The 14699-nt window shown below is 77.0% G+C and carries 9 protein-coding genes; all 9 read right to left on the bottom strand.

Annotated features, from left to right (window positions below; all coding sequences use genetic code 11):
* Positions 1-14: 14 nt before the first annotated feature.
* Entirely contained in the window at positions 15-1379 is a 1365-nt protein-coding gene (gene murC / locus KPF47_RS01890) for a UDP-N-acetylmuramate--L-alanine ligase (RefSeq protein WP_374108787.1), read from the bottom strand.
* Positions 1380-1426: 47 nt separating this feature from the next.
* Positions 1427-2503, bottom strand: a complete 1077-nt coding sequence (locus KPF47_RS01885) for a glycosyltransferase (protein WP_224386797.1) — start codon at positions 2501-2503, stop codon at positions 1427-1429.
* Positions 2504-4889: 2386 nt separating this feature from the next.
* A complete protein-coding gene (gene ftsW, locus KPF47_RS01880) occupies positions 4890-6170 on the bottom strand; it encodes a putative lipid II flippase FtsW (RefSeq protein WP_224386451.1) in 1281 nt (426 codons plus the stop codon).
* On the bottom strand, positions 6167-7585 hold the full coding sequence (gene murD / locus KPF47_RS01875) for a UDP-N-acetylmuramoyl-L-alanine--D-glutamate ligase (RefSeq protein ID WP_224386450.1): 1419 nt from the start codon (positions 7583-7585) through the stop codon (positions 6167-6169). Before murD ends, ftsW begins: the two co-directional genes overlap by 4 nt.
* A complete protein-coding gene (gene mraY / locus KPF47_RS01870) occupies positions 7582-8652 on the bottom strand; it encodes a phospho-N-acetylmuramoyl-pentapeptide-transferase (RefSeq protein ID WP_062404548.1) in 1071 nt (356 codons plus the stop codon). Before mraY ends, murD begins: the two co-directional genes overlap by 4 nt.
* Positions 8649-10094, bottom strand: a complete 1446-nt coding sequence (murF, locus tag KPF47_RS01865; protein ID WP_224386449.1) for a UDP-N-acetylmuramoyl-tripeptide--D-alanyl-D-alanine ligase — start codon at positions 10092-10094, stop codon at positions 8649-8651. Before murF ends, mraY begins: the two co-directional genes overlap by 4 nt.
* Positions 10095-10188: 94 nt before the next feature.
* On the bottom strand, positions 10189-11799 hold the full coding sequence (locus KPF47_RS01860) for a UDP-N-acetylmuramoyl-L-alanyl-D-glutamate--2,6-diaminopimelate ligase (RefSeq protein WP_224386448.1): 1611 nt from the start codon (positions 11797-11799) through the stop codon (positions 10189-10191).
* A gap of 368 nt (positions 11800-12167) precedes the next feature.
* On the bottom strand, positions 12168-13994 hold the full coding sequence (locus KPF47_RS01855; protein ID WP_224386447.1) for a penicillin-binding protein 2: 1827 nt from the start codon (positions 13992-13994) through the stop codon (positions 12168-12170).
* The gene (locus KPF47_RS01850; protein ID WP_224386446.1) at positions 13994-14677 is read right to left on the bottom strand and encodes a septum formation initiator; all 684 of its coding nucleotides are present in this window, start codon (positions 14675-14677) and stop codon (positions 13994-13996) included. The genes KPF47_RS01855 and KPF47_RS01850 overlap by 1 nt, the downstream gene beginning before the upstream one ends.
* Positions 14678-14699 lie beyond the last annotated feature (22 nt).

Here is a 14699-nt window from a genome sequence, read left to right as displayed (position 1 = left end):
GCCGTGTCGCGCACTCACCTCTCGCCGGCGAGCTCCCGCAGGATCTCCGGCCCGAGCGCGGTGACGTCACCGGCGCCCATCGTGATCACGACGTCGCCGTCGGTCGCGAGCGCGGCGATCGCCGCGGGCGTCCGCTCCCACGAGGGGGCGCGGTGCACCCGTTCGGCCGGCAACGTCACCGCGTCGGTGATGAGCGCCGGGCCGACGCCGGGTTCGGGATCCTCCCGGGCACCGTAGACGTCGAGGACCATCACCTCGTCCGCCAGCGACAGCGACGCGCCGAAGCCGGCGGCGAACAGCCGGGTGCGGGAGTACAGGTGCGGCTGGAACGCGACCAGGACGCGGCCGCGCCGGCCGTGCAGCACCGGTGCGGCCTCCCGGGCGGCGCGCAGGGTGGCGGCGACCTCGGTGGGGTGGTGGGCGTAGTCGTCGTAGACCGAGACGCCGCGGACGCGGCCCTTGAACTCGAACCGCCGCTGCACCCCGCCGAACCCGGCGAGCCCGTCGAGCAGCGCGGCCGGGTCGGTCCCGACGGCGACGCCCGCGAGGAACGCGCCGAGCGCGTTGAGGGCCATGTGCTCGCCCGGGACACCCAGGGTCAGCTCGTGCTCGACACCGCCGGTGCGGAACCGGGCACGGCAGCCGGTCCCGTCCGGCACGAACTCGAGGAGCCGGGCGTCGTGCGGGCCGGCCGCGGTGCGCCCGTAGCGCAGCACGGCGACGCCCGCCCGCTCGGCCCGCACGGCCACGGCCTCCGACCCGGGGTCGTCGGCGCAGGCGACGAGGGTGGCACCGGGGACGAGCCGGTCCAGGAACCGCTCGAACACGGCCCGGTAGGCGGCCTCGTCACCGTGGTGGTCGAGGTGGTCGGGCTCGACGTTGGTGACGATCGCGACCGACGGCGCGAACGCGGTGAACGAGCCGTCGCTCTCGTCGGCCTCGACGACGAACACGTCGCCGCTGCCGTGGTGGGCGCCGGACCCGGACACCGACAGGTCGCCACCGATGGCGAACGACGGGTCCGCCCCGGCGTGCTGCAGGGCGACGGTGACCATCGACGTCGTCGAGGTCTTGCCGTGGGTCCCGGCGACCGCGACCAGCCGCCTCCCCTCGGTCAGCGCGGCCAGCGCGACCGCCCGGTGGACGACGTCGTAGCCCCGCTCGCGGGCGGCCGCCAGCTCCGGGTTGGTCTCCCGGATGGCGGTCGAGACGACCACCGTGGGCTCGGCCTCGCCGTCGTGACGCAGGTGGCCCGCGTCGTGCCCGGTCTCCACGCGGGCGCCGAGCGCCCGCAGCGCGGTGACCGTGCGCGAGTCCCGCGCGTCGGACCCGGAGACAGTGACGCCGCGGGCGAGCAGGATCCGCGCGATCCCGCTCATCCCGGCGCCGCCGATCCCGATGAGATGGACGTGGTCGGAGAGCACACTCACCGGCCCGCCACCTCGAGGACGATGCGGGCGATCTTCTCGTCGGCCTCGCCGTGCCCGGCCGCGCGGGCGCGGCGGCCCATGGCCAGGGCCAGGTCGGGGTCGGTGAGCATCGGCATCAGCTCGTCGATCGCGCGGTCGCCGTCCATGTCCTCGTCCTGCACGAGCTTCCCGCCGCCTGCCTCGACGACCGGGCGTGCGTTGAGCGCCTGCTCGCCGTTGCCGTGCGGCAGCGGCACGTACACCGCGGGCAGCCCGACGGCGGTCAGCTCGGCGACGGTGGTCATGCCCGAGCGGCCGAGCACGACGTCCGCGGCGGCGTAGGCCAGGTCCATCCGCTCGATGTAGGGCACCGGCACGTAGCCGGGCCGCGGGTCGGCGGGGGTGCCGTGCTTCCCGTACGCGTGCAGCACCGCGATGCCGCGCTCGGTGAAGGCGGGCAGCGCCTGCGCGACCGCGTCGTTCAGGGTGCGGGAGCCCTGGGACCCCCCGAAGACCAGCAGCACCGGGCCGTGCGGCGGCAGGCCGAAGTGGGTGCGGGCCTCCGGCCGCAGCGACGCCCGGTCCAGGGTGGTGATCGAGCGGCGCAGCGGCATGCCGACCACCTCCTCGTTCGCGAGCCCGGTGCCGGGCACCGCGACGCAGACCGCGGAGGCGAACCGCGCGCCGACCTTGTTCGCCAGCCCGGCGCGGGCGTTGGCCTCGTGCACGACGATCGGTACCCGGCCGCGGGCACCGAGGTAGGCGGGCAGCGAGACGAACCCGCCGAACCCGACGACGACGTCGGCCTCGGCCGCCTCCAGCACCTCCCGGACCCGCTTCACCGCGCCCCGGACGTTGCCGGGGAGCTTGAGCAGGTCGGCGGTGGGCCTGCGGGGCAACGGCACCGGCGGGATCAGCTCGAGCGGGTACCCGCGGGCCGGGATCAGCTGGGTGTCGAGCCCCTTCTCGGTCCCGAGGGCGGTGACCCGGGCGCCCGGGACGAGCCGCCGGATCGCGTCGGCGACGGCCAGCGCGGGCTCGATGTGCCCGGCCGAACCACCGCCCGCGACGACGACCGACAGGCCGCCCTGCACCGGGGCGGGCGCCTGCTCCCCCGCCGGACGCGTGGTGGCGGGGCCGAAGGCGCGGGTCTCGTCGGGGCCCCCGGAGCCGGGGGCACCGGGTCCGGGGACGCCGGGGCCAGGAACGCCGTCGCCCTGCGGGTTCTGCTGCGGGCCACCCGGCTGCGGACCGGGGCCCTGGAGGCCCCGGGGCTGCGGGCCGCCGGGACCCTGGGCGTTCTGCAGGGCGCCGGGGCCCTGCGGCCCGGGCGGGACGGGGCCACGAGGGCCCTGCGGTCCGGGCGGAACCGGGCCACCGGGTCCCTGCCGGACGGGGGCGCCCGGTCCGCCGGGGTGGTACCGGCCGGGGCCGGTCGGACCGGGCCCGCCCGGTCCGACCGGGTGGAACGGGCCGGTCCCCGCGGGTCCCTGGCGGCCGGGTCCCGCGAACCCGGGCCCCTGACGACCGGGCCCCTGACGACCGGGCCCCTGACGACCGGGTCCCTGACGACCGGGTCCCTGGGGGCCGGGTCCCTGGGGGCCGGGTCCCTGGGGGCCGGGGCCGTGCTGTCCCGGGGCGGCCGGGCCGGGGCCCTGGCGGCCGGGGGCGAGGGGGTGCTGCGGGCCGGTGCCGGTCAGCGCGTTCGGACCGGCCGGGCCGGGCCGCCCGAACTGCTGCGGGCCGGGTCCGCCGGGGACCGGGCCGGACCCCTGCGGTCCGGCACCGGGACGGCCGGGCGGGTAGGTCCCGGGGGCGGGCCGGCCGTGCGGCGGGACCGGACCACGGGGGCCCGTCGCCGACAGTCCGGCGGGCTCGGGCCCGCCCTGCGGGCCGGTGGCGGTGACGCCGGCGTGCTCGCGCTCGTCGGGCCGCACCGGGCGCTGCTGCGGCGCCGGGGGCCGGGCCTGCTGCCACCCGGTGCCCGACGGTCCGTCCGCCGAGGCGGTGGCCGGGAGCCCGGTGGCGTCGCCGGTGGGGTGCCCGACGGTCGGCGGCCCGTCGGGGGCCGCCTGCTCGCTCGGGCCGTCGGCGACGGCCCGCTGCGGGCCGGTCACCTTCCCGGGGCCGGTCGTGTCGGCCGAGGCCGGGCCGGTGGCGCCGTCCACGGGTGCGTCACCGCGGCCGGAGGTGGGCGCCGCGCCGCCGGTTCCGTCGGGACCCACGGCACCGTCCCCCGGAGCCCCGTTCGCCACAGCACCGTTCGCCACAGCACCGTTCGTGCCGGGGCCCTCCGCGCCGGTTCCCTGCGGGGCCCGGGTGTCCGGCGTGGCACCGGTGTTCGGCGTGGCACCGGTGTTCGGCGTGGCGACGGTGGGGCCGGTGTCGGTCACGGGTGCGCCGGGGACGTCCGGACCCGGGCCGGGGGTGGGGCCGTCGCGCTCCGGGCCGGAGCGCGGTACGCCGTTCACCGGGGCGTCGGACCGAGCCGGGTCCACCCGGTCCGCTCCACGGTCCCGAGGCGCCGGTCCGCTGCGTCCGGTGCTCCCGCGCGGGGTGAACAGGTCGTCGGCCGCACCGGGCCGCGACGGCATCGCCGCGGGCGGCACCGGGCCCCCGGGCCGGCGGCGCGGCAGGCCTCCCGGCGGGCGTCCGGCCCCGTCGGAGCGCGGCGCGCCGTTCGGGCCGTACGGGCCGTCCTCCGGGGTGGTGCCGTCCGGCCCGCGGGACACGCCGTTCGGGCGCTGCGGAGCGCCCTGGCCCCCGCCCCCGGACGTGCCCTCGGCCGCGCCGCGCGGGTCGCCGCCGCTCGGGGCGCCGTTCCGCGGATCACCGTTCTGCGGCGCGCCGTTGCGCGGTGCACCGTTGGCCGGGGCGCCGTTGGCCGGGGCGCCGTTCTGCGGGGCGCCGCTGCGCGGGGCGCCGTTGGTCGGGGTGCCGTTGGCCGGGGTGCCGGTGTGCGGCGCCGCGCGGTCGTCGGGACGGTCCTGGCGGAGGTCCGCGTGGTCGGCACCGCTCGCCGGCCGTGCCGCACCGCGGTCGCCGTGTGCGACGCCGTTCGTGCCCTGCGGCCCGCTCCCGTTCAGCGGGCCGGCACCCGGGCGGTGGGACTGCGCGTGCGGGTCCCACCCGGTTCCGGGAAGCCGCTGCGGACCACGCGGACCCTGCGGCTCACCCGGCTCCGCGGACGGCGGGGCCGCCGGGGGCTGCGCGGGGGCGCCGAACAGGTCGGCACCCGACGGGGACTCCGCGGGCCACGCCGGACGCCCACCGGAGCCGCCCGCACCGTCCGGGCCGCCGAAGACCACACCGTCCGGCCGGACCTCCTGGGGTCCCGGAGCACGGCCGCCCATGGTCGGACGCCGGCCGGGCTCCCGGCCCGAGCCGGTGCCGTCGTTCCCGCCGGTCTGATCCGTACCCGTCACGCTCTCGTGCCCCTCGTCGTCCGTCGTGTCCGCTCCCACTCCGGGTGGGAACGCCCTAACGCGCCGCCCACCGCGACACCGGAACCGGTGCGCGGTAGGGCTGCGGCAACGGCAGGCGCAGCAGCTTCGCCAGCCGCCCCTGCCCGTCCTTCCGGAGCGCGGCGACCGCCTCCGGCTCGTGCCGGGCCGCGTTCGTGAGCAGCCCGAACAGGAACATGGTCACCACCAGCGAGGTACCGCCGGAGGAGATCAGCGGGAGCTGCAGCCCGGTCACCGGCAACAGCCCCACGACGTACCCGATGTTGATCGAGGCCTGCACGACCATGCCCGCCGTCGACGTCGCGACGACGATCCGCAGCCACGGGTCGGTGTTGCGGGCGGCGATCCGCATGCCGGTGTAGGCCAGGGTCGCGAACAGCGCCAGCACCGCACCCGCCCCGATCAGCCCCAGCTCCTCGCCGATGATCGCGAAGATGAAGTCGTTGTGGGCGTTGGGCAGGTAGTCCCACTTCGCCCGGCCCTGGCCGAGCCCGACGCCGAACAGGCCGCCGTCGGCGAGCGCGTAGAGCGCCTGCGTCGCCTGGTAGGCCGGGCCCAGCGGGTCCGCCGACGACGACAGGAACGCGGTGATCCGGCTGGCCCGGTAGCCGGCGGTCAGCCCGAGGATCACCGCACCGGCGAGTCCGCCGCCCGCGATCAGCGCGAGCAGCTTCACCGGCGCGCCGCCGAAGTACAGCAGCGCGAGCATGATGATCCCGACCGAGATCGTCATCCCCAGGTCGGGCTCCAGCACCAGCAGCGTGAAGATCACCAGCGTCACCGGCACCACCGGGTTCAGCGCGTGCTTCCAGCGGTGCATCACCGCACGCCGGGCGGCCAGCACGTGGGCCCCCCACAGCGTCAGCGCGATCTTCGCGCCCTCCGACGGCTGCAGCGACACCGGGCCGAACGCGAACCAGGACCGCGCTCCGCCGCGCAGCGCGCCGATGCCCGGGATCAGCACCAGCACCAGCGCCACCAGCCCGATGATCAGCAGCACCGGTGCCGCAGCCCGCAGGCGGCGCGGCGGCACGCGCAGACCCACGTAGAACAGCACGAGCCCGACCGCGCAGAACATCAGCTGCCGGGTGAACACCGAGTACGACGACCCGTCACCGACCGAGGACGCCGAGAGCACCATCACCAGCCCGAACAGGGTCAGCAGCCCGAAGACGCCGAGGATCAGGTGCAGCGAGGTCAGCGGGCGGCGCAGCCATCGCCGCAGCCGGCGTACCGCCCCCCGGGTGCCGGTGACGGCCGCCTGCCCGAGTGTGCGGTCCGGCGCGGCCGGGCTCACCGGGTCACCCGGGCGGCGGGCAGGCCGGCGACGGCGGCGGCGAACGCGTCGCCACGGTGGGCGTAGTCGCGGAACTGGTCCATCGAGGCGGCGGCCGGGGCGAGCAGCACGACGTCGCCGGGGCGGGCCAGGACGGCGGCGCGGCGGACCGCGGCCGGCATCGGGTCCTGCAGGTCGGAGGGCGCCATCGGGCCATCGTGTCCCGGCGTGACCTCCTCGACCGGGAGGCCGGGCGCGTGTCGCGTCAGCGCCTCGACGATCGGTGTCCGGTCCGTCCCGATCACGACGATCCCCGCGAGCCGACCGGCGTGCGCGGCGGCGAGCCGGCCCAGCTCGGCCGGGTCGACCCCCTTGAGCAGCCCGCCGACCACCCAGACCGCGCGGGCCCCGGGACGGCGGGCGGCGACGGCGGCCAGCGCGGCGTCCGCCGCGTGCGGGTTGGTCGCCTTGGAGTCGTCGAGGTAGGTCACCCCGGCGTGCTCGCCGACCGGGGCGCTGCGGTGCGGCCCGGGGGTGAACGCCGCCAGGGCGGCGCCGATGTGCTCCGGGTCGACGCCGTGCGCGCGGGCCAGCGCGGCCGCGGCGAGCGCGTCGACGACGCCGGGCGGCCCCGGGGGGACGACGGCGGCGGCCGCGAGCAGCGCTCCCCCGCCGAACGCCCGGTCGGTCAGCACCCCGTCGACCACGCCGAGCTGGTCCGGGCCGGGCGCCGCCAGGGTGACCCCGACCCGGCGCGGTGCCGGGGCCTGCGCCAGCAGCCGGGCCGCGACGGCGTCGTCGACCCCGCCCACGGCGACGTCGCCGACCAGCGCGCGGGACTTGGCCGCGGCGTAGGCGTCCATCCCGCCGTGCCAGTCGAGGTGGTCCTCCGCGACGTTGAGCACCACCCCCGCGGCGGGCCGTACCGACGGCGACCAGTGCAGCTGGAAGCTGGACAGCTCGACGGCGAGCACCTCGTGCCCCGCCGCGACCGCGGTGACCACGGGGTGGCCGATGTTCCCGCAGGCGACGGCGTCCACCCCGGCGCGGGCGAGGATCGCCGCGAGCATCTCGGTGGTGGTGGTCTTGCCGTTGGTACCGGTCACGACCAGCCAGGACGGCGGTGTGGCGCGCCGGGCACCGAGGCGCCAGGCCAGCTCCGGCTCCCCGATCACCTCGACCCCGAGGCCCGCGGCCTCGGCGACCAGCGGGTGGTCGGGCCGGCGCCCCGGCGAGGTGACCACGGTGCGCACGCCCTCGGGGATCCCGCCGCCGCGCCACGGCTCGACGCCGTCGGGCAGCGAGGCCAGCGCCTCCTCGCGGTCGTCGGTCAGCAGCACCCGGACACCCGCTCCGACCAGCGCGGTCGCGGCCGCGAGGCCGGAGACACCGGCCCCCGCGACCAGGACGGGGTCCCCGCCGGGCCGGCCGCTCACCCGGAACCCGACATGGACAGCCACTCGGAGTAGAAGATGCCCAGCCCCATCGCCGCGCAGATCGCGGCGAGCAGCCAGAACCGGATGATGACGGTCGTCTCGGCCCATCCGGCGAGCTCGAAGTGGTGGTGGAACGGCGCCATCCGGAACAGCCGCCGGCGCGAGGTGCGGAACACGATGATCTGCAGCGACACCGACAGCGCCTCGACCACGAACACGCCGCCGATGACGACGAGCAGCAGCTCGGTGCGGGTCACCATGGACAGGCCGGCGAGCAGGCCGCCGAGCGCCAGCGACCCGGTGTCGCCCATGAAGATGCGCGCCGGTGCGGCGTTCCACCAGAGGAACCCGATGCAGCCGCCCATCGCGGCGGCGGCGACCAGGCCGACGTCGAGCGGGTCGCGGACCTCGTAGCAGCCTGCCGTCGCGGCGATCGCGCAGTTGTTGCGGAACTGCCAGAACGCGATGATCACGTAGGTGCCGAGCACCATCGCGGCGGTGCCGGCGGCGAGGCCGTCGAGGCCGTCGGTGAGGTTCACCGCGTTCGACCAGGCGGCGACGATCAGGTTGCACAGCAGCACGAACCCGACGACGCCGAAGCTCAGCACCGTGATGTCGCGGACGAACGAGAGGCTCTCCGAGGCGGGGGCGAGGTTGCGCTCGTTCACGAAGCGCACCGCGAGCACACCGAAGATCGTCGCGGTCAGGACCTGGCCCACGATCTTGGAGGTCTTGTTCAGCCCCAGGTTGCGCTGGCGGCGGATCTTGAGGAAGTCGTCGAGGAACCCGACGACGCCCAGCGCGGTGGTCAGGAACAGGACCAGCAGCGCCGAGGCGGTGATCGGTTCCCGGGTGAACGCGTGTGAGCCCAGGTACCCGACCCAGATGGCGAGCAGGATCGCGACGCCGCCCATCGTGGGGGTGCCGCGCTTGGACTGGTGGCTCTGCGGGCCCTCCTCGCGGATCTCCTGCCCGAAGCCCTGCCGCGCGAAGAAGCGGATCAGGTACGGGGTGAGCAGGATCGACACCGCGAGCGCGAGGCCCGCGGCCAGGAACAGTCCCCTCACCGGTGCACCAGTCCTTCGGTCGTCAGCAGGCCGGCGGCGAGCCGCTCGAGCCCGGCACTGCGCGAGGCCTTGACCAGCACCACGTCACCGGGCCGGATCCGCTCCCGCAGCAGGGTCAGCGCGGTCGCCACGTCCTCGACGTGCTCGGCCCCGGGCCCGTAGTCGGGGGCACCGACGGCGACCACCTGCGCCCCGGCGGCGCGGGCGTCCTGCGCGGCGGCGGCGTGCTCGGCGGCCGCGCCGTCGCCGATCTCGGCCATCGGGCCGAGCACCGCCCAGGCCCGGCGGTCCGGACCGGCGAGCTGCCCGAGCGCCGCGACCGCGGCGCGCACGGACTCGGGGTTGGCGTTGTAGGCGTCGTTGACGACGGTCACGCCGTCGGCGCGGTCGGTGACCTCCATCCGCCAGCGCGACGCGGGCGTCGCCGACGACAGGGCCGCCGCGACGCCGTCCGGGGTGGCACCCAGCTCGAGGGCGACCGCGGCGGCGGCGAGGGCGTTCGACACCTGGTGCTCGCCCACCAGCCGCAGCGCGACGTCGGCCTCCCCGGCCGGGGTGACCAGCCGGAACGAGGCCCGGCCCGCGTCCAGTGCGACGTCGGTGGCCCGCACCTGAGCGTGCTCGGCGCGCCCGAAGGTGACGACCCGGGCGGAGGTGCGGGTCGCCATGGCGGCGACCAGCTCGTCATCGGCGTTGAGGACGGCGACGCCGCCCCGGCCGCCGGGCAGGTCACCCGGGGGCAGCGCCTCGACGAGCTCGCCCTTGGCCGTGGCGATCGCCGCGCGCGAGCCGAACTCGCCCAGGTGGGCGGAGCCGACGTTGAGCACGACCCCGATCCGCGGCGGCGCGACCGCGCACAGCGCCGCGATGTGGCCGATCCCGCGGGCGGAGAACTCCAGCACGAGGTTGCGGGTGCCCGCGTCGGCGCGCAGCGCGGTGTAGGGCGTGCCGAGCTCGTTGTTGAACGACTCCGGCGGCGCGACGGTCGGCCCCAGCGGGGACAGCACCGCGGACAGCAGGTCCTTGGTGGAGGTCTTGCCCGCCGACCCGGTCACGCCGACGACCGCGAGTCCCGGGAGCGCACCCAGCACGTGCCGGGCGAGGCGGCCCAGCCCGGCCAGGACGGCGGCGCCGGTCCCGTCCGGGTCGACCGCACCGAGGTAGGTGTGGCTGTCACGGACCCCGGCCGGCGGCACGACGACCGCGGGGGCGTCGACCTCGCGACCGGCCAGCACCGCGGTCGCGCCGCGGGCGACGGCCTGGGCGGCGAAGTCGTGGCCGTCGGCACGCTCCCCCGGCAGCGCCAGGAACAGCCCGCCCGGCCCGATCCTGCGGGAGTCGAACTCGACGGCGGTGACCGGCGCGGTGGCCGCGTCGTCGTCGATGCGGTGCATGCACCCGCCGGTCACGGCCGCGATCTCCGCCGGCGTCATCTCGATCATCGCCCGCTCGCCTCCACCGGTCCGATCCGTCCTCCTGCCCGTACGCGGTCCGTGCCGGGCCCCGGCACGTCCTGTCGTGTCGCCACGCGGCGCGTCACGTCGCCGCCCGGATCGCCGCGACCAGCTCGTCGGTGTCGTCGAACGGGTACTTGACGCCGTTGATCTCCTGCCCGGCCTCGTGCCCCTTGCCCGCGACCACCACCGCGTCGCCGGGACGGGCCGAGCGGACCGCGTAGACGATCGCGCTGCGCCGGTCCCCGATCTCGATGACGTCGCCGCGGGCGGGCTCGCCGAAGGCGCCGTCGAGCATCGCCCGCCGGATCGCGCCCGGGTCCTCGCTGCGGGGGTTGTCGTCGGTCACGACGAGCACGTCGGACCGGATCGCGGCGGCCGCGCCCATCAGCGGGCGCTTGCCGGAGTCGCGGTCCCCGCCGCAGCCGAGCACGGTGATCACCCGCGCGTGCGGGTGGACCTGGCGGCGCAGCGCGTCGAGCAGGGCGGCGACGGCGGCGGGCTTGTGCGCGTAGTCGACCACGCCCAGCCAGGGCTGACCGGCGTCGACGCGCTGCATCCGGCCGGGCACCGACGCCCGGCCGAACCCGGCCGCCGCCACCCGGGGGTCGATCCCGTCGGCGTCGAGCACGGCCAGCGCGACGAGCGCGTTCGCGACGTTGTAGCGGCCGGGCAGGCTCAGCGTGACCGGCACCGCGAGCCCGCCGGGGCCCACCGCGGTGAAGGTCTGGGTGCCGTCGGGGTGCGCGGTGAGGTCGCGGACCGTCCAGGTGGCGTGCGGACCGCCCGGGTCGGAGGAGACGGTGACCGCGTCCCGGTGGCGGGCCGCCAGCCGGCGGCCCCACTCGTCGTCGACGCAGACGACGCCGTGCCGCGCGGCCTCGACGCCCGCCCCGCCGCCGCCGAACAACCGCGCCTTCGCCTCGAAGTAGTCGGTCATCGTCGGGTGGAAGTCCAGGTGGTCCTGGGACAGGTTGGTGAACGCACCGGCGGCGAACCGGGACCCGCCGACACGGCCGAGGGCGAGCGCGTGGCTGGAGACCTCCATCGCCACGTCGGTGACGCCGGCCTCGACCATCACCGCGAACAGGGCCTGCAGGTCCGGCGCCTCGGGCGTGGTGAACGCGCTGGGCAGCGCCCGGGCCGGGCGGCCGGGGACCTGCACCCGGGTCCGCACCGTGCCGAGCAGGCCGGTGGCCCGTCCGGCCTCGGTCAGACCCGCCTCGAGCAGGTGCGCGACGGTGGTCTTGCCGGAGGTGCCGGTGACCCCGAGCACCCGCAGCCGGGCGGTGGGCTCGCCGTAGACGGCGGCGGAGACCGGGCCGAGGACCTCGCGTGGGTTCGGGTGCACCAGCACCGGCAGCCGGGAGTGCCGGATCTCGGCGCGGTCGGCCCCGGCGGCGTCGGTCAGCACCGCGGCGGCACCGGCGGCGATGGCCTGTGCGGCGAAGTCCGCCCCGTGCGCGCGGGCTCCGGGCAGCGCGGCGAACAGGTCGCCGGGACGGACCGAACCCGCCCGCAGGGTCGCGCCGGTGACGGTGTGCGGTCCGCCGGCCGGGTCGAGCAACGGGCCGGGCCCACTCCCCGCGGCGCGCGGGTTCAGCTCGGCGCCGGCGAGGCGCCCGAGCAGCGCGACGTCGACCGGGCGCACGTCCGACGGACGGTCCGGCAGCGACTCGAGGGAACCCGTCACGTCACCCGTCCCCGTCCGGTCGCCCGACACACCGTCCGGCCCGCCACCGTGCACGGGTCCACCGGTGCTCCGGGAGCGGGCGGTGGCTGCGGTGTGGAGGTCGGGCACAGGGCGGGAGGTTACCGACCGGCGCGGGCCGCCCCTCGTCCCGGTCAGGCGCTCCCGACCGCTCGCGGAGACCCCCGCGGCGGGCGGTGGGACGGCGACCGGCACGCGGCCGTCCGATGAGCCCGATACCGCCATCCGGCGCAGGTTCCGGGCCGGTGGGCGGCTCGTCGGACGGGGTGTCCGGGACCCCGACGGGCACCCGTACGGGTGAGCAGCGACCGGGACCGCCCGACGCAGCCGGAGCGCACCCGGCCGCGGCGTCACTTGATCTGGAGGGTCTGCACCGGGGGTGGCGTGGTCTGGACCGGCACGGCGTCGCGCTGGGCCAGGTACGAGGCGATGTCGTGGAACAACGGCGCCGCGCTCGTCCCGCCCCTCGGGGCGTCGAGCATGATCCCGATCACGAACCGCGGGTCCTGGGCCGGGAGCATCCCGGCGAAGGTGATCCAGTACTGGGAGCGGGAGTACGCCCCGGTCGCCGGGTCCACCTGCTGGGCGGTACCGGTCTTGCCCGCCACTTCGTAGCCGGGCACGGCGGCCGCGGGCCCGGTGCCGGACTGGCCGCGCGCCTCCTGGGTGACGGCGGTGAGCATGGTCCGCAGGGCCTGCGCGGTCTGCGGTGACATCACCTGCACCGGCTCCGGGGCCTCGGTCGGCACCCGGACGCCGTCCGGGCCGGTCGTCGCGGCGACGACCCGCGGCGGGATCCGGACGCCGTCGTTGGCGATGGCCTGGTACATCCCGGCCATCTGCAGCACGGTCATCGACAGGCCCTGCCCGATCGGCAGGTTGCCGAAGGTCGAGCCGGACCAGGTCGCCCGCTGCGGGACCCGGCCGCCGCTCTCACCGGGCAGCCCGACGCCGGTCTTCTGCCCGATGCCCATCCTGGCGAGCATGTCGGAGAAGCGGTCCTCGCCCACCTTCTGCGCGGTCATCAGGGTGCCGACGTTGGAGGACTTGGCCAGCACCCCGGTCAGGGTGTAGCGGTCGACGCCGTGCTCCCAGGCGTCCTTGATCGTGCGGTCGGCGACCTCGATGCTGCCGGGCACGTCCAGCACGTCGTCGGGCTTGGCGACGCCGGCCTCGAGCGCGGCGGCCATCGTGACGACCTTGTTCACCGAGCCGGGCTCGAACGGGGTGGTCACGCCCTTGTTGCCCAGCGACTTCGGGTCCGCGGACAGCAGCTGCGCCGGGTCGAAGGAGGTGTTGTCGGCGAGCGCGAGGACCTGCCCGGTCGCCCGGTCCAGGACGACCGCCGAGCCGCTGCGCGCGCCGGCGCGGCCCGCGTAGTCGGCCAGCATGCGCTGGACCTGGAACTGCAGGTCGGAGTCGATGGTGAGCTGCACGTCCGAGCCGGACACCGCGGCCTGCTCGGAACGGACGCTGCCGGGGATGACGGTGCCGCTGCCCTCGGCGGTGTCGGCGATCTGGAAGCCGTCACGACCGGCGAGGAGCTGGTCGTCGGAGGACTCGAGGCCGATCCGGCCGATCAGCTTCTGCGCGTCGGCGCTCCAGGTCGCGGCGCCGATGATGTTGGAGGCCAGCGTCCCGTTGGGGTACTGCCGCGCCTCGCGGCTCTCCTCGGCGATCTCCGGGAACTGCGTGCGCAGGTCACGGGCCGGGCCGGGGTCGACGGCGGTCGCCATGACGACGTAGCCGCGGTCGCTGTGCAGCGCCCGCCTGAGCTCCTCGGGGTCCCCCCGGGTGACCGCGGCGACGGCGTCGGCCATCCGGTCCTTGTACGCGGCCGCATCAGCCCCCTTGGTGGAGTTGATCAGCCGCGGGTTGGTGACGAGCGCCTTGGACTCGGTGGAGAACGCCAGCACGGTGCCGTTGCGGTCGCTGATCGCGCCGCGCTCGGCCGGGATGACGATCCGGCTGGCGCGCTGCTTCTCCGCGTCGGCGGTGAGCGTGCCGGCCTGCACCGTCTGGACGACGACGAGCTTCGCCCCGGACACCAGCAGCAGGGCGGCCAGCGCCACCCAGGCCAGACGCAGCCGGAAGCGCGGGTCGTCGGCCGGGGACCGGCGCCGACCACCCCGCGGCCCCTGCCCCCGTGGGCGGGGGCGCGGCGGCGCGTAGACCATCAGTTCCCGCCCGCCGCCCGGGTGTCGGCCGGGACCTCGCGCTCGGTGCCCTCACCGGCACCGGCGGCACCGGGGGCGGCGTCCCCGCCCTCGGCGGCCGGGTCGGTGGTGGCCGCACCCGGCTGCCCGTCCTGCGGGGCGGCGGGCGGGGCCTGCGGTGCGGGCACCTCGCCGGGCGCCTCGGCGGGCGGGGCGGGCGGCGCCGGGGCGACGGCGGCACTCGGCTCCCCGACGACGTCGACCCGTCCGTCCGGGGCGACGACCAGTCGCGCCGGGTCGGTCACCCGGACCATCCCCTGGGCCGCGGCACGGTCGGCCAGCGAACCGGGGCTCTGGAGCACGGTGACCTCCTTGCGGAGGGCCTCGGACTGCTCGGTGAGCGACGCGGTGCGCTCCCGTGCCGCCTGCAGCGCGTAGGAGTCGGCGGCCGCGGCCGTCGACAGCCACAGCGTCGCGATCAGGCCCGAGACCAGCAGGACCATCACGACCAGCACGAACTTCGCACGGCCGGTGTTCTCCCTGGCCGCGGTGCGGCGGCGCTGGTCGGCCACCCGGCGGGCGTCGCCGGGGCCGCGCTGGGCCGGGATCCGCGGGGGCGCCGCGGTACGACGGCTCTGGCGGGTGTCGGGCCGCGCCCGGCCACCGCCCGGGGTGCCCGGGCGCTCGATGACGGGTGTGCTCATCGGGGGTTCCTGCCTCTCCGTC

This window comes from Pseudonocardia sp. ICBG1293, assembly GCF_020131355.1.
Classification (GTDB): Bacteria; Actinomycetota; Actinomycetes; order Mycobacteriales; family Pseudonocardiaceae; genus Pseudonocardia.
Note: the sequence above shows the minus strand (reverse complement) of the source record. Positions and strands in the feature narration are given on the sequence as shown.